Source organism: Devosia aquimaris, assembly GCF_020169335.1.
GTDB classification, from domain to species: Bacteria; Pseudomonadota; Alphaproteobacteria; order Rhizobiales; family Devosiaceae; genus Devosia; species Devosia aquimaris.
Genome location: NZ_JAIEZN010000001.1, coordinates 1,479,064 through 1,501,440, shown reverse-complemented (window position 1 = coordinate 1,501,440; position 22,377 = coordinate 1,479,064). Strand labels below are relative to the sequence as shown.

Here is a 22,377-nt window from a genome sequence, read left to right as displayed (position 1 = left end):
GGTGTGGAGATGTTTGTCGCACCGGCTTTTGCCGGTAGATGGCATTCGGCGCGACATGCCGTCGCGCCCCAGACCCCACTATCGGAGCCTCCCCATGTTCGACCGTCTCTCCGCCTACGCGCCGCAGGCCCTCGCGGTGCTCCGCATCGTCAGCGGCCTGCTGTTCCTGCTGCATGGCACCCAGAAGATCATCGGCTTTCCCGCCATGGACGGCGGCACCCCGCCGCTGATGAGCCTGTTCGGCGCTGCCGGCATCATCGAGATCGTCACGGGCGTGCTGATTATCATCGGCTTTTTCACCCGTCCGGCCGCTTTCATCGCCTCGGGCACCATGGCCGTTGCCTATTGGATGGTGCATGCCCCCGGCAGCATCTTCCCGACGCAGAACTTTGGCGATGCCGCCGTGCTGTTCTGCTTCGTGTTCCTCTATCTGGTGTTTGCCGGCCCGGGCGCCTGGAGCGTCAACAAGAAGTAGCCCATTGGCTGACTGAAACGAAAAGGCCGCGCCGACCCTGGGTCCGCGCGGCCTTTTTGTGTCTGGCACCGTCTGGCTGTCAGACGTCGTCCTTGGCTGGCGGCGTGCGCTTGGCCGTGCGGCGCGGCGTCTTGATGATCGGGGTGGCCGTTGCCGCGGTTGTGGCCGATGGCGTTGCTGGCGCAGACTGAGCCGGGGCCGAGGACGGCGTCACCGTGGCTACAGGCGGCGCGGGGGGCACATAGGGCGCGGGCTCGGTCGCCGGGGTGATGTACTCGTCGGCCTCGGCATAGTCGGGCTCATCGCCTTCCTCGGCCAGTTCGCGGATGGCGTCGCGCACCTCATCGAGCAGCGATGCCGAATAGCGTGAGCGGTTGACCGTCTCGCCGCTCTGCTCATGCGCCTTGAACCAGACCAGCAGGGCTTCACAGGCGATGCGCAGCACCACCAGTGCCAACAGGCCAAACACCAGAATTTCCAGGACGCCCCACAATCCGGTGCCGAAGCCGAAGCTGAAGGTCAGGAACAGATGGCTGACGGCCCACAGCAGGATGGCGCCCAGGCCCAGCGCGTACAGAATCGGCACCAGCTTGGGAGACAGGATCGCGTCCAGACGGAACAGGGTCTGGCGGGTGAAGAGTCGCTTGAGGTCGTCCAACGTCATGGCTGGCTCCTTGGGTTGGCGCTGAAATGGGCACGTGCAGACAGTTTAGTTGCCCTGTCCTGGCAATCCAGCCCTTAGCAGGCTTTGCTCGGATGCGGAAATGGTGGGGCCGAAGCGACGCTCGAAGGCGCCACGCAGCACCGAATCGACTTCGGGCATGGAGACGATCTGGCCAAGGTCCTCCAGGCTGGTCACGCCCTGGTCGGTGATGCCGCAGGGCACGATGCCGTCATAATGGCTGAGGTCGGGCGCCACATTGAGCGAAATGCCGTGAAAGGTCACCCATTTGGAGACGCGCACGCCGATGGCGGCGATCTTGTCCTCCTTGAGTACGCCCTTTTCCGGCCGCTTCACCCAGACGCCGATGCGCGGGGCGGGGCGGCTCTCGGCCACCACGTTGAATCCGGCCAGCGTATCGACCACCCAGTCTTCCAGCCCCTGTACCAGACAGCGGATGTCGCGGCCGCGCTGGGTCAGGTCGAGCATGACATAGACCACGCGCTGGCCGGGGCCATGATAGGTGTATTGTCCGCCACGCCCGGCATCGAACACCGGGAATCGGTTGGTCAGCAGGTCGGTCGGCACCGATGATGTGCCGGCGGTGTAGAGCGGCTCGTGCTCGAGCAGCCAGATGGCTTCTTCGGCCTCTCCGGCGGCAATCGCCGCCGCGCGGGCGCGCATGGCGGCCAGTGCCTGGGGATAGGGGACAGTGGCCGGCGAGATGATCCATTCCACCGGACGCGCATCGCTGCGTGCCAGTTTGTTACGGATTTCGCAGCTTTGGGGGTCGGTTGTTAATGGTTCCATAACCATGAGTGTCGGAGGATCGTCCTATAAAGATGTGCGGCAACCCTTTGCCGTGCCGGGACAGGTTCCAGACATATCTATGAACACTCTAGACGATATTGAAGTGGACATCACGGTCGAACTGGGCGCGACCAGCATGCCGATTCACCATCTGCTGCGCATGGGCCGCGGCGCGGTGATCGAGCTGGACGCCAGCGAGAATGATCCGCTCAACATCTATGCCAACAGCACGCTGATCGCCCATGGCGAGGTGAGCGTGGAAGATGGCCACCTGCGCGTCCAGATCACCGGAAAATCCCGCCGCCGCTTCTAGTGCGCGCCGCTGGCGCGGGTTGGGCCACGCCCGAATCCGCGCCTCGCAGACCCTCGGCCCAGCGCCTGAGATGGTCGTTTTGCCCCTGCCTGTGCACAGGGCCGCGCAATAGTTGATTTAAGCGCTTGAGGTTACCACCGACCTTTGCTACATCCCCACTCGCTTCGCCCCCTTCGGGCGTGGCTCTACCAAAGTGTGCGGTCGTGGCGGAATTGGTAGACGCGCAGCGTTGAGGTCGCTGTGTCGCAAGACGTGGAAGTTCGAGTCTTCTCGACCGCACCAATCATCCCCCGGGATGACATAAGAAAAAGGGCTGCCCCACCGGGCGGCCCTTTTCTCATTGTGGTGCCTTGCTGGGTGGGCTGGCAGTTTATGCGGGCAAGCAGGCCGCCGGTCTGCATGATCCGGAGTTGCCCCATGCCGACCATCAGATCCTTTTTCTTTTCCGCGCTGACCGCAGGTCACCTGCAGGTCCTGTCGCGCGCCAGCTGGGCGCTCGGCGGATTGCTGACCATTGGCGGGGCTGTGGGCGCCCTGAGTGGATCCGCCTGGGCGCTGGCCGGCGTCGTGGTGCTGGCGCTGGGCAATCTGGACAAGATCGATCGCCTGCAGCGCTGGGCCGTCAGGCAGGGGGCCACTGCTTTGGCCGATGCGGCGTTGCTGGCGATGGCGACGCTGCTGGGCTCCGCGCTGGTCAGCCTGCCATGGCTGCTGGCGCTGGCGCGCATCGCCTAGAACCAATCGCCAAAAAGAAAGGCCGCCCCGAAGGGCGGCCCGGCCGGGAGGAGCCTGAGGTGTTCTTAGTTGGTCGTGGCCGGCGCCATGGTGTTGGCCGGCTCGGCAGGGGCCATGGTATCAGCCGGTGCTGCGGGCGTGGTGGTGTTGCCGGGCGCCGGGGCCATGGTATCGGCCGGAGCGGTGGTTGCCGGTGCAGTGGTGCTGGCGTCGTTGGAGGGGGCGTCGCCGCCGCAAGCGGCAAGAGCCAGGGCCAGGACGACGGCAGCAGGGGCAAGCAGATTCTTGGACATTTGGTTATCTTCCTTGTGTTGAAATCACCTTGCTTCAATCATTCGTGATCTAGAGGTCCATTTGGGCGGAGTTTGGACCCTCTTGGGGCGCAATCCGGGCATTCTCGGGGACTCGTGCCGGGCGCGGCCACAATCGGCAGCAGCGACAACGGCGACGCAACAAGCGCGCATAAGGGCCTGCACCAGCAAGACTATGTCTGGCGAACCGCTGCCGTATTGGCTACAGCTTGGCTGCCCGCAGGACCGGTTATGCAAGGGGCTCCGATGAGCACAGACTTCGAGACAGACCCTCATCGCGACACCGGGACCGAACCGGATGAATTCCGCGATGAGCAGGATCGCATCAGTCCGTTCTGGCTGGAGCGGCTGCGCGCCTATCTGGCGGCCGACCGGGCCGAGGATGTCGCCACCGTCATGGCGCCGCTGCATGCGGCCGACGTCGGCGACGTGCTGGAATCGCTCGATGCCGACGAGCGGCTGCAACTGGTGCAGTCGCTGGGGGATCGCTTCGACTATTCGGCGCTGACCGAGGTTGACGAGAGCGTCCGTATCGAGATCACGGACGCGCTGTCCAATACCGAAATCGCCCGCGGCGTGGCCGGCCTGGACAGCGACGACGCCGTCACCATTCTGGAAGATCTCGAACAGGTCGACCGCGACGAAGTGCTGGCCAAGCTGCCCACCTTCGAGCGGCTCAGCCTCAAGCGCAGTCTCGATTTCCCCGAGGAATCGGCCGGTCGGCGGATGCAGACCGATTTCATCGCCATCCCGCCGTTTTGGACGGTGGGGCAGACGATCGACTATCTGCGCTCCAATTCCGACCTGCCCGATGAGTTCTACCAGATCTATGTGGTGGACGCGTCCTATCAGGTGCTGGGGACGCTGCCGCTGGACAAGTTCATCCGCGCTGGCCGGTCCACCATCATCGAAGCGCTGATGAACACCAATCTGGTGCTGGTCGATGCCAATGAGGACCAGGAAGAGGCTGCCCGCGATTTCGAACGCTACGACCTGGTCGAGGTCGGCGTGGTGGATGAAAGCAAGCGCCTGGTCGGCGTGCTCACCATCGACGACATGGTGGACGTGATCCACGAGGAGGCCGACGAGGACATCAAGCTGCTCGCCGGCGTGGGCGACGAGGACATTTCCGATTCCACCGTCGATACCGTGCGCAGCCGCGTGCCATGGCTGGTGATCAACCTGTTCACCGCCGTCATGGTGTCCCTGGTTATTGGCCTGTTCAATGCCACCATCGAGCAGATGGTGGCGCTGGCCGTGCTGATGCCGATCGTTGCCTCCATGGGCGGCAATGCCGGCACGCAGACCATGACCGTCACCGTGCGCGCGCTCTCGATGCGCGAACTGGATGGCTCGCGCGTGCGCCGGCTGGTGCGGCGCGAGATGGTGGTGGGGCTGGTCAATGGCGTGCTGTTCGCGCTGCTGATCGGGCTGGTCACCTGGCTGCGCTTTGAAAACCTGCAACTGGGGATCGTCATTGGCCTGGCCATGATCATCAATCTGATCGTTGCCGGCACGGCGGGCATTCTCATTCCGCTGACGCTGGACAAGTTCAAGGCCGACCCCGCCATTGCCTCGGCGGTCTTTGTGACCACGGTCACCGATGTGGTGGGCTTTTTCGCCTTCCTGGGCATTGCCGGGCTGTGGTTCGGGCTGTTCTAGATGGTCGAGCCGGGCCGCATCATTGTGCTGCATGGCGCGTCCAGCAGCGGCAAGTCCACGCTGGCGCGCGGCCTGCAGGCGCGCATCGAGGCGCCGTTCTGGCATATTTCCATCGATCACCTGCGCGACGCCGGGGTCTTGCCTTCGGCGCGGTTCAAATCCGGCGAGTTCAACTGGAAGGCGGCAAGGGCGCCGTTCTTCGACGGCTTTCATCGGTCGCTGGCGGCTTATGCCCAGGCCGGCAATAATCTCATCGTCGAGCATATCCTCGATACCGACGGCTGGCTCGAACAGCTGGTGGCGCTGTTCGCGGGCTTGGATGTTTTCTTTGTCGGGGTGCATTGCCCGTTGCCGCTGCTGATTGCGCGGGAGCAGGCGCGGGGCGACCGGCCCGTCGGCAGCGCGGCGCAGGACTTCGCCACCATCCATGTCGGCCGCCAATATGACTTCGAGGTGCATGCCGAGCAGTCGGCCGACGACAATATCGCGGCTATCCTCGAAGCCTGGCGAGTGCGCAGCGGGGCGTCGGTTTTCCGGCGGCTGGCGGGGTCGGGTGAGCGATAGGTTTCCGGTTGCCATTCGGGCGTGGCCCTCATGGCCTCCTCGCCTAATTTTGCTCCACCGGAGCAAAATTGCCCTGTGGGCCGGCGAGGAGTGTGGCAACTTGGCCGCTTGCAAAGCTTTTGTGACGCGGTTAACGATTTATGACCGGGTGCGGTGTGCGTGCAACGCCACCACGCAACCCGGCGTGAACGGCTGACAAGGAGCGACTGATGCGGAGTCAACCGAAGGCCACCATGTGGCGTGCAGCGACCTGGACCATGGTCTGCCTGCTTTCTATGGGACTGGTATTGACGGTAGTTGCTGGCGTCTGACGCCGGGGTTATTCACTTGCAGGGATTTGGAAGGGCGCCCCGGCCACTGGGGCGCCCTTCTGCTTGAGACAGGAGCGGTCTGATGAAGCTGTTGATCGGCAATCGCAACTATTCCACCTGGTCGTTGCGGCCATGGCTGGTGCTGAAGCATTTCGGCATTCCCTTCGAGGACGAGGTGCTGCAGCTGTCCGGGCCGGGCTGGCGGGAGCGGCTGGCAGAGCGCTCGCCAACGGGCCGTGTCCCGGTGCTGATCGATGGCGACCTGGTCGTGCCCGAGACCATCGCCATCATCGAATATCTGGCCGATTGCTTTCCCGATAAGGCCATATGGCCGGCGGACCGGGCGCAGCGGGCGCTGGCCCGCGCGGCGGCAGCCGAGATGCACTCGGGCTTTTCGGCCCTGCGCAGCCATGCGCCGATGAACCTGCGCGCCTCCCATCCCGGCCGGGTCGATGCCGATCTGGTGGCGCGTGACCTGCGGCGGCTGGAAGCGCTGTTGGGTGGGTTGCTGGATGCCTCCGGCGGGCCGTTCCTGTTTGGCGCCTTCACTGCCGCAGACGCCATGTATGCGCCCGTGGCAACCCGCATCCGCACCTATGATCTGGCGGTGTCGGACCGGACCAGCGCCTATGTCGAGGCCATCTATGCGCTGCCGGCCTTCCAGGATTGGCTGGCCCAGGCGCTGCACGAGCCCTGGATCGTGGATGACGACGAGATCGACGTCATCCAGGGCCGCGTCAAGCCGGGGACGCTGGCATGATCCACATGGTCAAGCTGTGCGTGGGCGTCTCCAGCTTCGAGGAACTGGAGAGCTATCGCGACGAACGCGCGCACTGGTGGGGCGCCGACTATGGCGAGGACGTCCATGTTCACCGCACCCGCATGATGCCCAAGCGCGCCGAGGAGATGGAGGGCAAGTCCTCGATCTATTGGGTCATTGCCGGGCAGGTGGTGTGCCGTCAGCTGATTCTGCGGCTGGCGCCCTATACCGATGCCGAAGGCAAGAATTACTGCGACATCATCATGGCGCCCGAGCTTGTCCGCACGCTGCCCTATCCCAAGCGTCCCTTCCAGGGCTGGCGCTATCTCAAGCCCGAGGATGCGCCGCCCGACATGGGCGCCAATGAGAATGCAGAGTCGCTGGCCCTTGCTGCGGACCTGGCCAAACTTGGCTTGATATAACCCATTCCGGATCATCCGGTTAAGGGCTTGTTAACCATAAAAGCCCTTGTTGGTGCATGAGCATTTTGCACTGATTTGGGGGATGGCGATGGCACGACGCGGAGCGCATGTCATTGTGGTGGGTAATGAGAAGGGCGGGTCGGGCAAGTCGACCACGGCCTTCCATCTGGCCATCTATCTGCTGCATGCCGGGCATCGCGTGGCCTCGATCGATGTCGACAGCCGCCAGCAGACGCTGACCCATTATGTGCGCAACCGCCGGGCCCATGTGCGCGAGAAGGGGCTCGATCTGCCCAATCCCAAGCATTTCCACCTGCCGTCCGCCTGGGGCGATTCCCTCAAGGAGAACCATCAGGCCGAGTTCGACATGTTCCGCCGCGCCATTGGCGAGGTCGAGGACAGCGTTGACTATATTGTCATCGACACGCCCGGCTTTGATACCAATCTCACGCGCCTGGCCCATTCCATGGCCGACACGCTGGTGACGCCGGTCAACGACAGCCTGATCGACATCAATGTGCTGGCCCGGCTGGACCCGGAGACGGGCGAGCCGATCTCGACCAGCCACTATGCCCGGCTGGTGCAGCGCGCCCGCTCGGAGCGGCTGAGCGTGACCGGCGAGAGCGTCGACTGGGTGCTGGTGCGCAACCGGATTTCCATGCTCGGTTCGCGCAATGCGCGCCAGGTGCATGCCACGCTCGAGGCCATCGGCACCCGCTTCGGTTGCCGCGTGGCAGATGGTATCGCCGAGCGCGTCATCTTCCGCTCGCTGTTCCCCTCGGGGCTGACCGTGTTCGATCCGCTGGACGATGTGGCGGGGTCCGACGCGGCCAGCGTCTCCCATGTTGCGGCCCGCCAGGAATATCGCAATCTGGTGCTGTCGCTGAATCTTCCGCAGCCGCAGGTATTTGAGCCGATGCGCCTGTCGGCCTGACAGGCGCGTTAAGCGTTTAACCTTTATTGACCATAAGCCCGCTTGCCAGCGCGGCCCCGAGGCCGGACAATTGTGCCGGATTTCTGGGGGATTACCGTGAGCGGGAAAGGCGTACACGTCATTGTCGTCGGCAATGAGAAGGGTGGGTCTGGCAAGTCCACCACAGCCTTCCACCTGGCCATCTATCTTCTGTACCTGGGCTACAAGGTCGCCTCGATCGACGTGGACAGCCGCCAGCAGACCTTGACCCATTATGTGCGCAACCGGCGCAATTGGGCGCGCAGCCGCGAACTGCGCATTCCCCAGACCACCCATTTCCATCTGCCGCTGGCCCAGACGGATTCGCTCAAGGCCAACAACAGGGTGGAGTTCGACCTGTTCCGCCAGGCGGTGGGGGAGGTGGAGCATGACGCCGATTTCCTGGTCATCGACACGCCCGGCTTTGACACCAACCTCACCCGGCTGGCGCATTCCCTCGCCGATACGCTGATCACGCCGGTCAATGACAGCCTGATCGATCTCAATGTCATGGCCGAGTTCGACCCACTCGATGGCGAGCCGCGCGCGATGAGCCACTATGCCCGGCTGGTGCAGCGGGCCCGCTCGGAGCGCCTCGCCATCGATGGCAAGACGATTGACTGGGTGCTGGTGCGCAACCGCATCTCCATGCTCAGCTCGCGCAACATGCGCCAGGTGCAGTCCATGCTCGAGCGGATCGCGCTGCGCCTGGGCTGCCGGGTGGCCGACGGCATTGCCGAGCGGGTGATCTTCCGCTCGCTGTTCTCGATGGGATTGACGGTGTTCGATCCGCTCGACGACGAGGCTCTGGCGGGCCTGCCGTCGCTGTCGCACAGCGGCGCGCGGGAAGAGTATCGTAGCCTGGTGGAGGCGCTGAACCTGCCGGTCAGCGAAAAGGCGGAAGCACGCCGGGCGCTTGCCGAGAGCCGCGCATCGGCCAATGACGCGCGCAGCCGGTTTGTCAGCATCATGAACAGCGACAGCTAGCCGTTCGGCGGGCCTGTGGCCCGATCAGCGCTTGCCCAGTTGCAGCAGCACCGCGCGGCCGCCGCCGGGCGCGAACACGTCAATATCCACGCTCACGGGGTCCTGCACCATGCGGCGGGTGCGTGCCGACAGGGCCATCACCACGCCCAGCAGGTCGCCGACGCTGCGCTTGCGCGGCAGCATGCGCTGGGTAATGCCGTTCAGCACGCGATTGCGGGCGGCCATATCGTCGGACAACAGGCTTGAGCGACCCACGAACTGGGCCAGGTCGATCAGTGCAGTACGTTCGCTCATTGGGCTACTCCAAACACAGGCACCAATTTGCTTCCCCTCGGTGGCCGGCAGCGCATTGGCCCCGGCTCGTTCTTGTCGTTCTGTCTCAGCTCTGCATGGCCAGGCAGCTCATGTTCTGCTGCTTGAGCTGGTTGCACATGGCGGTGGCGTCCTCGCGGCCGCCGAAGCCGATGAAGCGGGCGCGGTAGAACACCTGGCCGCTCTTTTCGAAGCGCTCCACATAGGAGCGGAAATCACTGAGCTTGCCAGCCTTGCCGGCGGCGTCGGCCAGCATGGCGCGAGCGCTGTCTTCGGACGGGCCGGCGCCGATCTGGACCACCCAGCTGCCCGGCGCGGTGCCGGTGTCGGCGGTGTCGACGCTGCCCGAGGTCATCAGGTCGACCGGGGCGGGCGCAGCCTGCACATTGGCGGGCGGCACCATGTCGAGCGGGGCGGAGGGCGCGGTCTGGCCCAGGGCGGACGGCGGCGCGCCCAGGTTGTAGGTGTCGCTCAGCCAGGCGCCGATCACGTCCTGGCTGGGATAGGCCGGTGCCGGCGCCTGGGAGGGCGCAGCCAGCGTATTGGCGGCCTGCACGGCGGGCTGCAGGCCGAGGTCGGCCGGAATGGGGGCAGGCATGGGCGCGCTGGTTTCGGCCAGGGCGACCTGGGTTAGCGGCGCCTGCGGCAGGGCGCCATTGGCGGCGACCAGCTGGGCCAGGCGGAAGCCGGGCAGGGGCATGGGCACGACGAAGACCGGCGCGGCGCTGGGTGACTGGGCCACGGCGACCTGCACATTGCCGCCCTGGCGGCCCGGCATCGGGATCTGGGCCAGATAGGTGCCCGAGCGGGCCTTGGGCAGATAGGTTGCAACCAGGTTACGCACCTTCTCGTCGCGCGAACCGGCGGAGTTGAAGCCGAAGGCGACAACGACGATATGGCGGCCGTCCTTGCGGGCGGCGGTCAGCAGGTTGGAGCCGGCGGCATTGATGTAGCCGGTCTTGATGCCGTCGACGGCGCCCATATAGCCCAGCACGCGGTTGTGGTTGCCATAGGTGGACTTGCCGTAGCTGAAGCTGCGGGTCTGGAAGAACTCGTAGTAATTGGGGAAGTGCTGATAAACCGCGATGCCGAGGATGGCCTGGTCGCGCACCGTGGTCACCTGGCCGCCGTCGGGCAGGCCCGAGGCATTGCGATAGGTGGTGTTGCGCATGCCCAGGGCGCGGGCCGTGGCGGTCATGCGCTCGGCAAAGCGCTCTTCGGAGCCCGAGATGTGTTCGGCGATCACGCGGGCCATGTCGTTGGCCGACAGGGTCACCAGCGACTTGATGGCGTCCTCAACGGTAATGGTGCTGCCGGCGCGCAGACCCAGCTTGGTCGGCACGGCCGCCGCGGCGTGGCCCGAGACGGTCATCTTGGTGGAGAGCTTGAGATTGCCCGCGCTCAGTTCCTGGAACAGGACATAGAGCGTCATGACCTTGGTCACCGAAGCGGGGTAGCGCCGGCTGTCGGCGGCCTCTTCATACATGACCTTGCCGGATTTGGCGTCGACGACGATGCCGGCATATTTTCGCAGGTTTTCGATAGCTTGGGCGGGCGCCATGGTCGGCGCGGTGATGGCGAGGGCCACCAGCACAGTGGCAAGGGTGCGCATCACAACGACGCGCCATGGGGTTTTCGCCTGGGAAGCCACCCGATACTCCAAACTCTCGTGCACTTCTGTGCCCGTACGCAACAACAACACTGGCCTGTACAGGGGAGCCCCACGCACCCGCACACGCCGATAACCAGGCCGACACTACCCAGCTGCCGTTACGAATCCGTAAAATGCTGTCGATTTTGGTCGTGCTGTGGAAACTGGGTGACGATGACCGGGCGATTCCGGGGCAGGGAGGCGGCAATGACGCTCAGGCTCTACACGCGCTGGCAGAATTCGGCCGGCGAGAGGGTGCGCATCGCGCTCAACCTGAAAGCAATCGGTTACCAATATGTGGCCGTCGACACGCTGGGCAGTGCTGCCTATGCGGAGATCAATCCGCAGGGTCTGATGCCAGCCCTGGAAGCAGATGGCGCCGTCATTACCCAGTCATCGGCCATTCTGGATTTTCTCGAGACGACCTTTCCGGATCGTCCGCTGCTGCCCGACGATCCTGTGCTGCGGGCGCAGTCGCTGGCCTTTGGCGCCATCATCGCCTCGGAGATGCATGCCCTGACAGTCAATCGGGTTCGAAAGCAGCTGTTGTCCATGGCTCCGGACGCCGATGCTGCACGCTGGGTTCGGCATTGGCTGGGTTTGGGGTTCGCCAGCCTTGAGGCTTTGTTGCAGCGGCGGGCAAGGCGCTTTGACTATTGCTATGGCGATACCCCCGGCTGGGCAGACCTGCATCTGGTGCCGCAGGTTTCTGCCGCACGCCGCCTGGGGGTTGCGCTTGATCCCTATCGGCTGGTTTTGGACATCGATGCGCGGTGTTCGGCTCTCGAGGCCTTTGCGCAGGCGCGGCCGGACGCTCAGCCCGACTTTCCCGGCTGATGCCGCCTTCGCCGCCACCGATGACACTGGTTTGGCCGCTGCGATGGGGGCAATTTGCCAGTCAAATCCCTGCAATTGCAGGCATCACAAATTCGGGACTGGATGCCCCTTAACACGGGGCCGAATTTGCCTACATAATGCTCCTCACCATGCTGCTTCGTTTCTCTCACGACAGATGTACCGCCATGACTTTCGATGACCTCCTCGCACTGACCGAAGAGGCCCCAGCCGCACTGCGACTGGCGCCTGTTGCCGCCCATGCGGGGCCAGACAAAAACGAACCAGGCAAGGGTGGGACCGAAACGGGCACCATCACCAAGACCCGGCCCAAGACCAAGCGGCCCAATCTCTACCGGGTCGTGCTCCTCAATGACGACTACACGCCGATGGAGTTCGTCATTCTCGTTCTGCAGGACGTCTTCAACAAATCGCGTGAAGAGGCCGTGCAGATCATGCTGCATGTTCACCAGAAGGGGGTGGGTGAGTGCGGCATCTATCCATACGAGGTCGCCGAAACCAAGGTGACCCGCGTCATGGATACGGCACGCAAGAACCAGCATCCGCTGCAATGCGTGATGGAAAAGCAATAGGAACATCATATGCCCTCATTTTCTCGCGGACTTGAAAAGGCTCTGCATCAGGCGATGAACCTGGCGCGTGAGCGCAATCATGAGTTCGCTACGCTCGAACACCTCTTGCTGGCCCTGACCGACGACCGGGAAACCATCGCCGTGCTCACGGGCTGCGACGTCGATGTCGACGCGCTCAAGAGCGATCTCGAGGACTTCATCAATGAAGAGCTCGACAGCCTGATCGTGGCCAATGGCCAGGATGCGCGGCCCACCGCCGCCTTCCAGCGCGTGATCCAGCGCGCGGTGATCCATGTGCAGTCGTCCGGTCGCGAAGAGGTTACCGGTGCCAATGTGCTGGTCGCCATCTTTGCCGAGCGCGAAAGCCATGCCGCCTATTTCCTCGAACAGCAGGACATGAGCCGGCTGGACGCGGTCAATTTCATCAGCCACGGCATCACCAAGTCGGGCCCCAGCGAAGAGCGCAAGGTGCGCGGCGCCGAGGACGGCGAGAACCATGGCGAAGGCGGTGCCGAGGCCAAGAAGAGCTCGGCCCTGGCCGATTTCTGCGTCAACCTCAACGAGAAGGCCCGCCTGGGCAAGATCGATCCGCTGATCGGCCGCGATGCCGAGCTGCGCCGCACCATCCAGGTGCTGTGCCGCCGGTCCAAGAACAATCCGCTCTATGTCGGCGATGCCGGCGTGGGCAAGACGGCCATTGCCGAGGGCCTGGCCCGCAAGATCATCGAGGGCGATGTGCCCGAGGTGCTCAAGGAAGCGGTCATCTATTCGCTCGACATGGGGTCGCTCCTGGCCGGCACGCGCTATCGCGGTGACTTCGAGGAACGCCTCAAGGCGGTGATGAAGGAACTCGAGAAGATGCCGCATGCGGTGCTCTTCATCGACGAAATCCACACCATGATCGGCGCCGGCGCCACCTCTGGTGGTGCGCTCGATGCCTCCAACCTGCTCAAGCCGGCTCTCGCCTCGGGCGCGATCCGCTGCATCGGCTCGACCACCTACAAGGAATATCGCCAGTTCTTCGAAAAGGACCGGGCGCTGGTCCGCCGTTTCCAGAAGATCGACGTCAACGAGCCCACCGTTCCGGACGCCATCGAGATCGTCAAAGGCCTGCGGCCCTATTTCGAGGAGTTCCACAAGGTCAAGTACACCGACGACGCCCTCAAGGCGGCCGTGGAACTGAGCGCGCGCTATATCAACGACCGGAAGCTGCCCGACAAGGCCATCGACGTGCTCGATGAAACCGGCGCGGCGCAGATGCTGGTTACCGAGGACAAGCGCAAGAAGGTCATCGATGTCGAGGACATCGAGGCGACCATCGCCACCATTGCGCGCATTCCGCCCAAGTCGGTCAGCAAGTCCGATGCCGAGCTGCTGGGCAGTCTCGAGCAGAGCCTCAAGACCGTGGTCTTCGGCCAGGATGCGGCCATCACGGCGCTGTCGTCGGCCATCAAGCTGGCCCGCGCCGGCCTGCGCGAACCGGAAAAGCCGATCGGCTCGTACCTGTTCACGGGCCCGACCGGCGTCGGCAAGACCGAAGTCGCCAAGCAACTGGCCGATACGCTCGGCGTCGAGCTGCTGCGGTTCGACATGTCCGAATATATGGAGCGCCACACCGTCAGCCGGCTGATTGGCGCCCCGCCGGGCTATGTCGGGTTCGACCAGGGGGGCCTGCTCACCGATGGCGTTGACCAGAACCCGCATTGCGTGGTGCTGCTCGACGAAATCGAGAAGGCTCATCCGGATCTCTACAACATCCTGTTGCAGGTCATGGACCATGGCAAGCTGACCGATCACACCGGCAAGTCGGTGGATTTCCGCAATGTCATCCTGATCATGACCTCGAACGTGGGTGCCGCCGAGCTGGCCCGCAGCCCGATCGGCTTTGGCCGCAAGCGCGAGCAGGGCGACGACGAGGATGCGATCAACCGCACCTTCACGCCCGAGTTCCGCAACCGTCTGGATGCGATCATTTCCTTCGCCCCGCTGCCGCGCGAAGTCGTGCGTCGCGTGGTCGAGAAGTTCGTCCTCCAGCTCGAAGGCCAGCTGGCCGAGCGCGGTGTCACCATCGTGCTGCAGCCCGAGGCCGCCGACTGGCTGGCCGAGCGCGGCTATGACGAGCGCATGGGCGCGCGCCCGCTGGGCCGCGTCATCCAGGAGCACATCAAGAAGCCACTGGCCGAGCATGTGCTGTTCGGGGAACTGGTCAATGGCGGCACGGTCACCGTTGCCGTGCTGGGCGAGGGCCCCGACGCCAAGCTCGAGCTGATCGCGGTGCCCCCGCGCCCCGCCAAGCCCAAGGCCCTGCCCAAGCCGAAGAAGCCCAAGGCAACGGCCGAAAAGAGCTGATGCGGACGAGGTTATGAAGATGAACAAGAGGCCCGGAGCGATCCGGGCCTTTTTTGTTGCGCGGTCGCAGCTTGACGCAGGTCAAGGTGGTTGGGGCAGCGTGGGTGTAGCGTGCCTGCCGGGAGGATGAAGCGGAAAGGCAGGCACATCATGGCCGACGAGTTTACGAGACTGACCACGAGAAGCGGAATGGAGCTGCGGGTGCGCCCCGCGCGCCTGGGCGACGAAGTCGCCCTGACCAAGTTCTTTGCTGACGTCACCGCCGAAGACCGGCGCTTCCGCTTTCTGAGCATGGTGCGCGTGGGCAACGAGCATGTGGCGGCAATGACCCATGTCGACCACCGGCAGACCGAGAGCTTCGTGGCTTTCGCGACCGACAGCGACAGGATCGTGGGTGCGGCCATGCTGGCTTGCGACCCGGCCCTGGAGACTGGCGAGGTCGCCATCTCCGTGCGCGGCGACCACAAGAATCGCGGCATCGGCTGGGCGCTGCTGTGCCATGTCGAGGCCTATGCCAAGGCCAAGGGTGTGAAGCGGCTGATGAGCATCGAGAACCGCGCCAACAAGTCAGCCATTCAGATCGAACAGGAACTGGGCTTTGATGCATCGTCCTACGATGGCGACATGACCCTCGTCGTGCTGCAGAAGGGCTTGGCCGCCTAGGCAAGGGCCCCGGTAGAGCGTGCGCCGGTTCTCAAGGTCGAGGCCGGCGTCGATCTCATTCGTCTCGTCCCCGCCGGGCGCAGCACGTGTCTCATCGAGAGTGATCTTGGTCAGCCAGGGCAAGATTTTTCGCTTCTGGACGGTTTGCCCGGCGCATCTGCCGCCCGGTGGTGGCGCCGCTGCCCTATGAGGGGCCGGGTGCGCCCTATCAGGAGATCGAAATCCAGTTCGGGCTGGATCGCTAGGGCAGGCCGGCATGGCCCGTCGTGCCCGTGCCGCCTGTCACGCCAGCGTCACCAAGCTCTTCTATCGAAGTAATGTTACATCATTACGGAGACTGGCCGATGCTGCGCCCCACCCTTGTTGCCCTGTTGTGCCTGCTGCCGCTGCAACCGGTGCTGGCGGAGGATGAGCATGACCATGTGGCCAGCGTTGGCAGCCTGAGCGTGGTGCATCCCTGGGCGCGGGCCGCCGCGGCCGGTGGCGATACGCTGGTGTTCTTCGAGATCGACAATGGTGGCGCCGCCGTGCAGCTGGCCGGTGCGGCCACCGCCGTCGCGGCCGGTGTCGAGATCGTCGGGGCGACGCTGGGCAATGATGGCACTTTGACCTACCAGAGCGTGGGGCCGGTGCAGATCGCGCCCGGACATTTTGCGCTGGAGCCCGAGGGGCTCGGGCTGCGCCTCTCCGGCCTGACGCAGGCGCTGGTGCAGGGCGATGACTTAGCGCTGACGGCAAACTTCGGCACGGGCGCGCCCCTGGCGCTGCATGTCGAAGTCGAGGCTGCCGACGCCAAGGCGCATAGCCATGCCGGCCACAGCCACTAGCATCTGAAGCAATCCGAACCCGGCGGAGAGGCGTAGCTTCCTGGCTCCGCCGGGCTTCTGGTGGGGGAGTCGCGTCAGCGGCTCCCCTTGTCCTATCGCAGGCCGTCGACGACCGGCCGGCGATAGATCAGCACAGCGGGCAGGCTGGCCAGCACCAGGCCCAGCGCCACCAGGGCGCCGACCAGGCGGAATTCGCTGCTGCCGATCTCGGCCCGCATGGCGACCCCGGTTTGGTTGGCCAGCAGTTCGGAGACAATGGCGGCAACGCCCCAGCCGAGCAGCAGGCCCGCGATGGCCCCGGTGACGATGAGCGCGGCGACATAGACCCAGACGGTCGCAAAGACGAAGCCGCGTGACGCCCCCAGCGCCCGCAGCACGGCAAATTGCCGGCGCTGCAGATCGAGAATGGCCACGATCCCGGCCAGGATCGCCGCGACCACCAGGGCCTGGGCCGCCAGGGTCAGCGCACTCATGATGGCAGTGGCGTCGCCCAGCAGCGCATAGAGTTCGACCAGCACTTCTGCGGGAAAAAACGCCGTCGACTGCGGGGTGCGATAGGCGCCGCGCAGGCCATAGGCGGCCGACACGTCCACCGGCTTGACCACCACGGCGGGCAGGCCGGGCAGGCTGTCGGGGTCAAAGGGCGGGCCGATGTGGCTGTCGCCGGGCCGGTGGCCGGTGCCCAGGCCATGGGCCGACCAGTTGTATTCGATCGGCACCACCACGGCGCGGTCCCAGGGCGTGCCCGTGGGCTGCATGCGGCCAGTGATGGTGATGGTGGGGTGGTCGCCGTCGCCGCCGGGAACAGCAGCGCCGGCGGCGATGGCGTCGGCGGCGGCATCGGCATCGGTGCCGGTGGCGCCGCCATGGCCGTGCGACACCTCTAGATGGTCGCCGACGGCATGGGGCGACAGGGCGCCGACCACGGCCTCGTCGAGCGCTGTAAAGACGCGGCCCTCGGCCAGGCCGCCCGACAGATGCTCGACAAAGGCGGCGGTGGTGCCCACGACCGGCGCATCGCCAATGGCGTCCCCAAAGCCGATCGGAGCGACGAAGTCGGCCTGGTCGTCTTCGAGCAGCAGGCGGGTGATGGCCGGATCGAGCAGCGGCACGGCGCTGGGGTCGAGATAGACGGTGGAGAACAGCACGTCATTGTGGCTGCCGGGCGCAGCAACGATGAGGTCGAACTTGTCGGCGGCGCGGGCACTGCCCAGGCGCAGGGCGCGTTCCTGGGCGGAAATGGCAATGCCCAGGGCGACGGTCAGCGCGACAATGGCGATGAACAGGATGGCGGTGAAGCGGTTGCGGCGCAGCGAGGCCCAGGCAATGGGAAAAGGGTTCATGCGGTCGCCTCGCTCTGGCGGGTGCGGCCATGTTCGAGCAGCACAGTGGTGCCGGCCTGGGCGCGCAGGGCGGCATCATGGGTGGCCACCAGCACGGTGCGGCCCTGGTGCAGCGCCAGATCGCGTAACGCAGCGATGACGGTTTGGCCGGCGGCGGCGTCGAGGCTGGCGGTGGGTTCATCGGCAAAGATGACAGCGGGGTCGCCGATCAGCGCCCGGGCAATGGCGACGCGCTGCTGCTCGCCGCGTGACAGCAGCGCCACATGGGCGCGACGCTGCGGCACCTCGAGCTGGTCAAGCAAGGCGATGGCGCGGGGCCGGGCCGCCTTGGCCGAGACATGGTCGAACCACACCGGCACCAGCACATTGTCGAGCGGGCTCAGTTCCTCGATCAGGTGAAAATTCTGGAAGATGAAGCCGGCGTGCCGGCGGCGCCAGCGGTCGCGCTGGCTCTCGCCGAGCCGGGCAAGATCCTGGCCGGCCCAGGTGACGCTGCCGGCATCGGGGCGCAGCAGGCCCGACAGCAGATAGAGCAGGGTGGACTTGCCCGAGCCGGACGGACCAGCCAGGGCCGTCAGCGTACCCGGCGCCAGGGTCAACTCTGGCAGGTCAATAATGCCTTCGCCGGCAAAGGCGAGGCGCAGGCCAGAGGCGGCCAGCGGCAGTCCGGGCATGGTGCGCTTTCAGAGGCGGGTATAGGTGGTCTCGAGCAGGCGCACCTTGCTGACAAAGCCGGTTGCCGCGTCGGTCTTGACGCCAGTGTCAAAAATGCCTTCCACCCGGATCAGGTTGGAGAAGCGGGTGAATTCCATGTCGCCCTCGAAATAGGAGACGACAATATCATCGGGCCAGTCCGCCGCATCGTTGCAGAAGGGGCAGGTGGCCATGGGAATCTTGGTCAGCACGAAGAAATTGATTTCGGGCTTGAGCGGCGGCGCCATGTAGCCGGTCATTTCGATGCGCTGGCCCTGCAGGGCCATGGCGGTCTCGGAGAGCTCCTTGCCGCGCGCATACATGTCGCGGAAGCGCAGGCTGGGCGTGTTAGCAAAGGCCGGGGTGATGCCGGCCAGGAGAGGCGCCGTGGCGAGGGCGCCAAGAAAATTGCGTCTGTCCATGAGCGTGATCCTTCCCGCTGTTGCACCTCCAGAATAGCGCGGCTGGACGGCATGCGTGTGACACTCACGCTGTCTGTGAAACGGCAAGGCCGCCGGCGTGAACCGGCGGCCCCGATGGTCGCGCTGCCTATCTGGCAGCGTTTTACTTGGCGGCGTTCAGTTCAAGCGCCTTGGCCATGACGTGGTAGATCATGTTCTGCTCGATGACACCGTCGAACAGGTAGCTCTGCGGGCCCTGGGCGAAGATGGTGACGTCGTCGCCGGCATGGCTTTCCGAACCCATGGGGATCAGCGCCTGCTGCAGGAAGTCGATATCGGTAGTGTCGACATCCTTGAGGTCAGCGCGGATGGTCAGCGGGGCATCGGCATCGGCGCCTTCCGGACGGGTCGGGGGATTGGCTTCGTCATAGGACGCAGCGCCCGGGCCGTTCATGTAGCCCAGGGTGGTATAGGCCTTGCCGTCGTCAGCGGTGCCGGCGAGCCCCAGGATCGGGTTGCCACGCACCGGGTAGCCGGCAATGCTGAAGACGTGGCTGTGGTCAGCGGTGACCAGGATCAGCGTGTCTTCGGGGTTCACGGCGTCATAGGCAGCCTGCACGGCTTCGGACACTGCGATGGTGTCGGTCAGGGCGCGGGCGGCGTTGCCGGCGTGGTGGGCGTGGTCGACACGGCCACCTTCGACCATCAGCACGTAGCCGGCGTCGTTCTTGCTCAGGATCTCGATGGCCTTGGTGGTCATCTCGGCGATCGAGGGTTCGCCACCGGCATCCTTGGCGCGGTCGGCTTCATACTGCATGTGGCTGCCGTTGAAGAGGCCCAGCACGCGGGTGGTGTCGGCGCCCAGGGCGTCGAAGCCTTCCTGGTTCCACACATAGGCGCCGTCATTGTGCTTGGCCTGCCAGTCAGCGATCAGGTCGCGGCTCTTGCGCGCGCCCGTCTTGGTCTCGTCTTCGGGATCCTTCTGGCTGTCGAGCATGAAGTTGGCGCGGCCGCCGCCGAAGACGACTTCAAAGCCGTCACCGAACGACCAGTCGACCAGCTGCGATGCAATGTCGGCGCACTTGCCAGCGGCATCTTCGGGCAGCTGGGTGTCGTTTTCCCAGTCGCGGGCCACGGTGTGGGCATAGGCGGCAGCCGGGGTGGCGTGGGTGATGCGAGCGGTGGAGATCACGCCGGTGGCAAGGCCGGCTTCCTCGGCCTGTTCGAAGATCGACTTGGTGGTCGAGCCGGCCTGGCTCGCGCAATCTTCCAGCACGGCGGTCTGGTCGACACCGATGGTGCCGTTCAGCGCCTTGATGCCCGAGGTGATGGCAGTGGCGGTCGGCGCAGAATCGGCAACCTGGCTGTCATGGGTATAGGTCTTGACCAGGGCGGTGTGCGGCAGCAGCTTTTCGAAGGCGAGCGAATGGCTCTCGCCGTCGACGCCGGCATTCTGGCCTTCCAGGATACGGGCGGCGGTGATGGTGGGAACAGACATGCCATCAACGATGAACATGATGACGTTCTTGGCCTTGCCGGTGTTGGGCTTGACGGCTTCCTTGGCGGCCAGTTCAGCCTGGGCGGCGAGGAAGTAGCTGTCATCAGCCTGCGGCAGAGTCGACTGGGCAAAGGCGGGAACCGTGAGAGCGATCACGGATACGCCAGCCACAAGGGCACGGGCGAAAGAGGTCATGGGAGCTTCCTGGGTGTCGTTGAACGGCCGTAACACGGCTGCGTGAACACTAGGCAGAGCCAATGACAGATCGATTGCAGCTGTGTGACGGTTCGGTCAAAGGTCCGGGCAGGGCCGTCTCAGCGGCACGCTGCCACCGGTCCATGGCCGTGCTAGCCGATCACCTTGCCTGGCCGCCGCACCAGGAACGCGATCAGGAACCCGGTATAGACCGCCACGGGTACCAGCAGGGCCCAGAGCCCCAGCGCTGCATAGCCCAGGCCGCCGAGCATGCCGCCCAGCAGCAGCGAGGCCCAGACCAGCACATGCTGGGCCCAGCGCCAGGGTGGCGCCTGGCGGGCGAGGGCGCGGGCGAGGTCCTGCCCGGCCGCAAAGAGCGTGCCGGTGACAAAGGTGGTGCCCAGCCGCACCGAGCCGGTGGAAGGCAGGATGGCGTTCTGCGCGCCGGCCCCTGCCGCCAGGATCAGGATGACCTGAGCGGCCGGCACGCCCAGCGCCGCCAGCGCCAGCGTGATCACAAAGGCTGCCAGCACCAGTGCCGTCACCGCGCCCGAGCCCCAGCGCGGTCCCGCCTTGATGGCCACGAGCGAGCCGGCGACGCTGCCGAGGAAAAACAGCATCACCAGCGTGGCGGTGAGCCCCACCACCGCCCAATTGCCCAGTGCCAGCGCATCGCCCAATTGGGTGGTGTTGCCGCTCATGAAGGAGGTGAAATGGCCGCTGAGCTCAATAAAGCTCACCACATCGGCAAAGCCGGCGGCGGCAGTGAGCAGCAGGCCCAGGCTGAGCTGCGGCGTGGGGGTCAAGGTCGACTCCGGTTGCGGGGTAGGACCGGACACTGGCAAGCCCGCCGGGCCGATGCAAGGGTCTTGTGCGGGGGACGGCAAGTCGGGCAGGCTTGCCGCTGAACCAAAGCCAGAGCCGGACACCGGCCGGGGGGAGACGAGATGCGGTCTGTGCGGCTGGAAGCCATTCGCGCCATGGCGCTGCGCGAGGTGCCAAGGCCCGTGGCCGGGCCGGGCGAGGTGCTGGTGCGCGTGCTGGCCGCCGGCATCTGCGGCTCGGACCGGCACATGTACAAGGGCGAATATCCCACCGGGCGGCCGGTGACGCTGGGGCACGAGTTCTGCGGGCGTGTCGAGGCGGTGGGGAAAGGCGTGCGTGGCTTTGCCGGCGGCGAGCTGGTGACGGTCGATCCCAATATCGCCTGCGGCACCTGTCCCGCCTGCCGGGCGGGGCGGGTCAATCTCTGTGACAATCTCCTCGCCATCGGCGTGTTCCGCGACGGTGGCTTTGCCGACTATGTCGCCGTGCCGGCGCAGCAGGCCTTTGTGCTGCCCGAGGAGCTCGATCCCGTGCATGGCGCCTTCAGCGAGCCGCTGGCGTGTTGCCTCCATGCCCTCGATGTCGCGCGCATCGTGCCGGGCAGCACGGTGGCTGTGCTGGGCGGTGGGGTGATTGGCCTGCTCATGGTGCAATTGGCGCGGCTGGCCGGGGCGGCAGAGGTCGTGCTGGTCACCCGCCAGGCGTCGCGGCGGGCACTGGCGCTGGAACTAGGCGCGACGGTGGCCGTCGACCCGGCAGCGGGCGATGTGGTCGCCGCCGTGCGCGCCCTGAATGGTCACGGCGTCGATGTGGTGCTCGAATGCGCCGGTGTGCCCGAAACACTGCAACAGGGGCTGGGCATGCTGGCGCGCGGCGGGGCGCTGGTGCTGTTCGGCGTCACGCCGTCTGGCGTCGAAGTCCCGGTGCGGCCGTTTGATCTCCTCGTCAACGAGATCCGGCTCGAAGCCGCCTATCTCAATCCGCACACCCATGCCCGCGCCGCTGCCATGGTGGCCAGCGGCGTGCTCGAGCTCGACCGGCTGGTCACCCATGTCATCGGGCTCGAAGACGTCGCGGCGGTGGTCGGCGCCGCGCCGCAGAGGGGCGAAATCAAGGTCATCGTGCGGCCCTGAGTCTGGCCCCGCGCGGCGTCCCATTCGTCAACGCGCCGGCAATCTTTCCTAACGCTTTGCTAACCAAAGCGGGCCAATCCCCGTTGTTCCCGCTGTG

General features: G+C 65.3%; 25 protein-coding genes and 1 tRNA gene. 16 read left to right on the top strand and 10 right to left on the bottom strand.

Annotated elements, in window-relative coordinates; genetic code table 11:
- Nucleotides 1–94: 94 nt before the first annotated feature.
- Complete coding sequence (locus K1177_RS07175) at nt 95–475, top strand: DoxX family protein (RefSeq protein WP_224702614.1); 381 nt, start codon at nt 95–97, stop codon at nt 473–475.
- Nucleotides 476–554: 79 nt separating this feature from the next.
- On the opposite strand, the gene K1177_RS07170 is transcribed toward K1177_RS07175, so the two are convergent.
- Entirely contained in the window at nt 555–1,139 is a 585-nt protein-coding gene (locus tag K1177_RS07170) for a DUF4282 domain-containing protein (RefSeq protein ID WP_224702613.1), read from the bottom strand.
- Nucleotides 1,140–1,184: 45 nt separating this feature from the next.
- Nucleotides 1,185–1,946, bottom strand: a complete 762-nt coding sequence (lipB, locus tag K1177_RS07165; protein ID WP_224702612.1) for a lipoyl(octanoyl) transferase LipB — start codon at nt 1,944–1,946, stop codon at nt 1,185–1,187.
- Between the two features lie 79 nt (nt 1,947–2,025).
- Between lipB and K1177_RS07160 the strand changes: the two genes are divergently transcribed.
- The 3 genes from K1177_RS07160 to K1177_RS07150 all read left to right on the top strand — a co-directional run bounded on the left by K1177_RS07160 (nt 2,026) and on the right by K1177_RS07150 (nt 2,994).
- Nucleotides 2,026–2,259, top strand: a complete 234-nt coding sequence (locus K1177_RS07160) for a FliM/FliN family flagellar motor switch protein (protein ID WP_224702611.1) — start codon at nt 2,026–2,028, stop codon at nt 2,257–2,259.
- 197 nt (nt 2,260–2,456) lie between these two features.
- Nucleotides 2,457–2,541 (top strand) — tRNA-Leu (locus tag K1177_RS07155).
- Nucleotides 2,542–2,676: 135 nt separating this feature from the next.
- On the top strand, nt 2,677–2,994 hold the full coding sequence (locus K1177_RS07150; protein WP_224702610.1) for a hypothetical protein: 318 nt from the start codon (nt 2,677–2,679) through the stop codon (nt 2,992–2,994).
- Nucleotides 2,995–3,059: 65 nt separating this feature from the next.
- Here the strand turns inward: K1177_RS07150 and K1177_RS07145 are convergent, their stop codons facing one another.
- Nucleotides 3,060–3,287, bottom strand: a complete 228-nt coding sequence (locus K1177_RS07145) for a hypothetical protein (protein WP_224702609.1) — start codon at nt 3,285–3,287, stop codon at nt 3,060–3,062.
- 264 nt (nt 3,288–3,551) lie between these two features.
- Here K1177_RS07145 and mgtE point away from each other — a divergent pair, with 264 nt between their 5' ends.
- From mgtE to K1177_RS07115, 6 genes are all read left to right on the top strand, one after another.
- Nucleotides 3,552–4,967: a magnesium transporter gene (gene mgtE, locus K1177_RS07140; protein WP_224702608.1), complete on the top strand. Its 1,416-nt coding sequence runs from the start codon at nt 3,552–3,554 to the stop codon at nt 4,965–4,967.
- Nucleotides 4,968–5,531 carry a chloramphenicol phosphotransferase CPT family protein gene (locus tag K1177_RS07135; protein ID WP_224702607.1) on the top strand — a complete coding sequence of 188 codons (564 nt, stop codon included), beginning with the start codon at nt 4,968–4,970 and terminating at the stop codon, nt 5,529–5,531.
- A gap of 393 nt (nt 5,532–5,924) precedes the next feature.
- Nucleotides 5,925–6,602: a glutathione S-transferase family protein gene (locus tag K1177_RS07130; protein ID WP_318153277.1), complete on the top strand. Its 678-nt coding sequence runs from the start codon at nt 5,925–5,927 to the stop codon at nt 6,600–6,602.
- Nucleotides 6,599–7,024: a DUF1489 family protein gene (locus K1177_RS07125; RefSeq protein WP_224702606.1), complete on the top strand. Its 426-nt coding sequence runs from the start codon at nt 6,599–6,601 to the stop codon at nt 7,022–7,024. The genes K1177_RS07130 and K1177_RS07125 overlap by 4 nt, the downstream gene beginning before the upstream one ends.
- 88 nt (nt 7,025–7,112) lie before the next feature.
- On the top strand, nt 7,113–7,958 hold the full coding sequence (locus K1177_RS07120; RefSeq protein ID WP_224702605.1) for a division plane positioning ATPase MipZ: 846 nt from the start codon (nt 7,113–7,115) through the stop codon (nt 7,956–7,958).
- 96 nt (nt 7,959–8,054) lie between these two features.
- Complete coding sequence (locus K1177_RS07115; protein WP_224702604.1) at nt 8,055–8,963, top strand: division plane positioning ATPase MipZ; 909 nt, start codon at nt 8,055–8,057, stop codon at nt 8,961–8,963.
- 24 nt (nt 8,964–8,987) lie between these two features.
- Here K1177_RS07115 and K1177_RS07110 read toward each other — a convergent pair whose 3' ends face one another.
- Both K1177_RS07110 and K1177_RS07105 read right to left on the bottom strand, forming a co-directional pair.
- Nucleotides 8,988–9,257 carry a hypothetical protein gene (locus K1177_RS07110; RefSeq protein WP_224702603.1) on the bottom strand — a complete coding sequence of 90 codons (270 nt, stop codon included), beginning with the start codon at nt 9,255–9,257 and terminating at the stop codon, nt 8,988–8,990.
- 85 nt (nt 9,258–9,342) lie between these two features.
- Complete coding sequence (locus K1177_RS07105) at nt 9,343–10,887, bottom strand: SPOR domain-containing protein (RefSeq protein WP_224702602.1); 1,545 nt, start codon at nt 10,885–10,887, stop codon at nt 9,343–9,345.
- 246 nt (nt 10,888–11,133) lie between these two features.
- Between K1177_RS07105 and maiA the strand changes: the two genes are divergently transcribed.
- The 5 genes from maiA to K1177_RS07080 all read left to right on the top strand — a co-directional run bounded on the left by maiA (nt 11,134) and on the right by K1177_RS07080 (nt 16,192).
- Complete coding sequence (gene maiA, locus K1177_RS07100) at nt 11,134–11,763, top strand: maleylacetoacetate isomerase (protein WP_224702601.1); 630 nt, start codon at nt 11,134–11,136, stop codon at nt 11,761–11,763.
- A 185-nt stretch (nt 11,764–11,948) separates the two neighbouring features.
- A complete protein-coding gene (gene clpS, locus K1177_RS07095; RefSeq protein WP_224702600.1) occupies nt 11,949–12,353 on the top strand; it encodes an ATP-dependent Clp protease adapter ClpS in 405 nt (134 codons plus the stop codon).
- 9 nt (nt 12,354–12,362) lie between these two features.
- Nucleotides 12,363–14,702 (top strand): ATP-dependent Clp protease ATP-binding subunit ClpA, encoded by a 2,340-nt coding sequence (clpA, locus tag K1177_RS07090; protein WP_224702599.1) that lies wholly within the window; start codon nt 12,363–12,365, stop codon nt 14,700–14,702.
- Nucleotides 14,703–14,891: 189 nt separating this feature from the next.
- Nucleotides 14,892–15,365: a GNAT family N-acetyltransferase gene (locus K1177_RS07085; protein WP_224702598.1), complete on the top strand. Its 474-nt coding sequence runs from the start codon at nt 14,892–14,894 to the stop codon at nt 15,363–15,365.
- Between the two features lie 344 nt (nt 15,366–15,709).
- Nucleotides 15,710–16,192 carry a copper chaperone PCu(A)C gene (locus K1177_RS07080; RefSeq protein WP_224702597.1) on the top strand — a complete coding sequence of 161 codons (483 nt, stop codon included), beginning with the start codon at nt 15,710–15,712 and terminating at the stop codon, nt 16,190–16,192.
- A 92-nt stretch (nt 16,193–16,284) separates the two neighbouring features.
- Here the strand turns inward: K1177_RS07080 and K1177_RS07075 are convergent, their stop codons facing one another.
- The 5 genes from K1177_RS07075 to K1177_RS07055 all read right to left on the bottom strand — a co-directional run bounded on the left by K1177_RS07075 (nt 16,285) and on the right by K1177_RS07055 (nt 21,128).
- Nucleotides 16,285–17,535, bottom strand: a complete 1,251-nt coding sequence (locus tag K1177_RS07075) for an FtsX-like permease family protein (RefSeq protein WP_224702596.1) — start codon at nt 17,533–17,535, stop codon at nt 16,285–16,287.
- Nucleotides 17,532–18,209: an ABC transporter ATP-binding protein gene (locus tag K1177_RS07070; RefSeq protein ID WP_224702595.1), complete on the bottom strand. Its 678-nt coding sequence runs from the start codon at nt 18,207–18,209 to the stop codon at nt 17,532–17,534. Before K1177_RS07070 ends, K1177_RS07075 begins: the two co-directional genes overlap by 4 nt.
- A 9-nt stretch (nt 18,210–18,218) precedes the next feature.
- Nucleotides 18,219–18,650 carry a twin-arginine translocation signal domain-containing protein gene (locus tag K1177_RS07065; RefSeq protein ID WP_224702594.1) on the bottom strand — a complete coding sequence of 144 codons (432 nt, stop codon included), beginning with the start codon at nt 18,648–18,650 and terminating at the stop codon, nt 18,219–18,221.
- Nucleotides 18,651–18,792: 142 nt separating this feature from the next.
- Complete coding sequence (locus K1177_RS07060) at nt 18,793–20,322, bottom strand: alkaline phosphatase (RefSeq protein WP_224702593.1); 1,530 nt, start codon at nt 20,320–20,322, stop codon at nt 18,793–18,795.
- A gap of 152 nt (nt 20,323–20,474) precedes the next feature.
- On the bottom strand, nt 20,475–21,128 hold the full coding sequence (locus K1177_RS07055) for a YoaK family protein (protein WP_224702592.1): 654 nt from the start codon (nt 21,126–21,128) through the stop codon (nt 20,475–20,477).
- A gap of 141 nt (nt 21,129–21,269) precedes the next feature.
- On the opposite strand from K1177_RS07055, the gene K1177_RS07050 reads away from it, so the two are divergent.
- The gene (locus tag K1177_RS07050; RefSeq protein ID WP_224702591.1) at nt 21,270–22,280 is read left to right on the top strand and encodes a zinc-dependent alcohol dehydrogenase family protein; all 1,011 of its coding nucleotides are present in this window, start codon (nt 21,270–21,272) and stop codon (nt 22,278–22,280) included.
- The last annotated feature ends 97 nt before the right edge of the window (nt 22,281–22,377 follow it).

Bases quoted from the DNA above. Each gene is read 5' to 3' on its own strand.
- K1177_RS07175 (WP_224702614.1), top strand. From the start codon at position 95: ATGTTCGACCGTCTCTCCGCCTACGCGCCGCAGGCCCTCGCGGTGCTC.
- K1177_RS07170 (WP_224702613.1), bottom strand. From the start codon at position 1,139: ATGACGTTGGACGACCTCAAGCGACTCTTCACCCGCCAGACCCTGTTC.
- lipB (WP_224702612.1), bottom strand. From the start codon at position 1,946: ATGGAACCATTAACAACCGACCCCCAAAGCTGCGAAATCCGTAACAAA.
- K1177_RS07160 (WP_224702611.1), top strand. From the start codon at position 2,026: ATGAACACTCTAGACGATATTGAAGTGGACATCACGGTCGAACTGGGC.
- K1177_RS07150 (WP_224702610.1), top strand. From the start codon at position 2,677: ATGCCGACCATCAGATCCTTTTTCTTTTCCGCGCTGACCGCAGGTCAC.
- K1177_RS07145 (WP_224702609.1), bottom strand. From the start codon at position 3,287: ATGTCCAAGAATCTGCTTGCCCCTGCTGCCGTCGTCCTGGCCCTGGCT.
- mgtE (WP_224702608.1), top strand. From the start codon at position 3,552: ATGAGCACAGACTTCGAGACAGACCCTCATCGCGACACCGGGACCGAA.
- K1177_RS07135 (WP_224702607.1), top strand. From the start codon at position 4,968: ATGGTCGAGCCGGGCCGCATCATTGTGCTGCATGGCGCGTCCAGCAGC.
- K1177_RS07130 (WP_318153277.1), top strand. From the start codon at position 5,925: ATGAAGCTGTTGATCGGCAATCGCAACTATTCCACCTGGTCGTTGCGG.
- K1177_RS07125 (WP_224702606.1), top strand. From the start codon at position 6,599: ATGATCCACATGGTCAAGCTGTGCGTGGGCGTCTCCAGCTTCGAGGAA.
- K1177_RS07120 (WP_224702605.1), top strand. From the start codon at position 7,113: ATGGCACGACGCGGAGCGCATGTCATTGTGGTGGGTAATGAGAAGGGC.
- K1177_RS07110 (WP_224702603.1), bottom strand. From the start codon at position 9,257: ATGAGCGAACGTACTGCACTGATCGACCTGGCCCAGTTCGTGGGTCGC.
- K1177_RS07105 (WP_224702602.1), bottom strand. From the start codon at position 10,887: ATGCGCACCCTTGCCACTGTGCTGGTGGCCCTCGCCATCACCGCGCCG.
- maiA (WP_224702601.1), top strand. From the start codon at position 11,134: ATGACGCTCAGGCTCTACACGCGCTGGCAGAATTCGGCCGGCGAGAGG.
- clpS (WP_224702600.1), top strand. From the start codon at position 11,949: ATGACTTTCGATGACCTCCTCGCACTGACCGAAGAGGCCCCAGCCGCA.
- clpA (WP_224702599.1), top strand. From the start codon at position 12,363: ATGCCCTCATTTTCTCGCGGACTTGAAAAGGCTCTGCATCAGGCGATG.
- K1177_RS07085 (WP_224702598.1), top strand. From the start codon at position 14,892: ATGGAGCTGCGGGTGCGCCCCGCGCGCCTGGGCGACGAAGTCGCCCTG.
- K1177_RS07080 (WP_224702597.1), top strand. From the start codon at position 15,710: ATGCTGCGCCCCACCCTTGTTGCCCTGTTGTGCCTGCTGCCGCTGCAA.
- K1177_RS07075 (WP_224702596.1), bottom strand. From the start codon at position 17,535: ATGAACCCTTTTCCCATTGCCTGGGCCTCGCTGCGCCGCAACCGCTTC.
- K1177_RS07070 (WP_224702595.1), bottom strand. From the start codon at position 18,209: ATGCCCGGACTGCCGCTGGCCGCCTCTGGCCTGCGCCTCGCCTTTGCC.
- K1177_RS07065 (WP_224702594.1), bottom strand. From the start codon at position 18,650: ATGGACAGACGCAATTTTCTTGGCGCCCTCGCCACGGCGCCTCTCCTG.
- K1177_RS07060 (WP_224702593.1), bottom strand. From the start codon at position 20,322: ATGACCTCTTTCGCCCGTGCCCTTGTGGCTGGCGTATCCGTGATCGCT.
- K1177_RS07050 (WP_224702591.1), top strand. From the start codon at position 21,270: ATGCGGTCTGTGCGGCTGGAAGCCATTCGCGCCATGGCGCTGCGCGAG.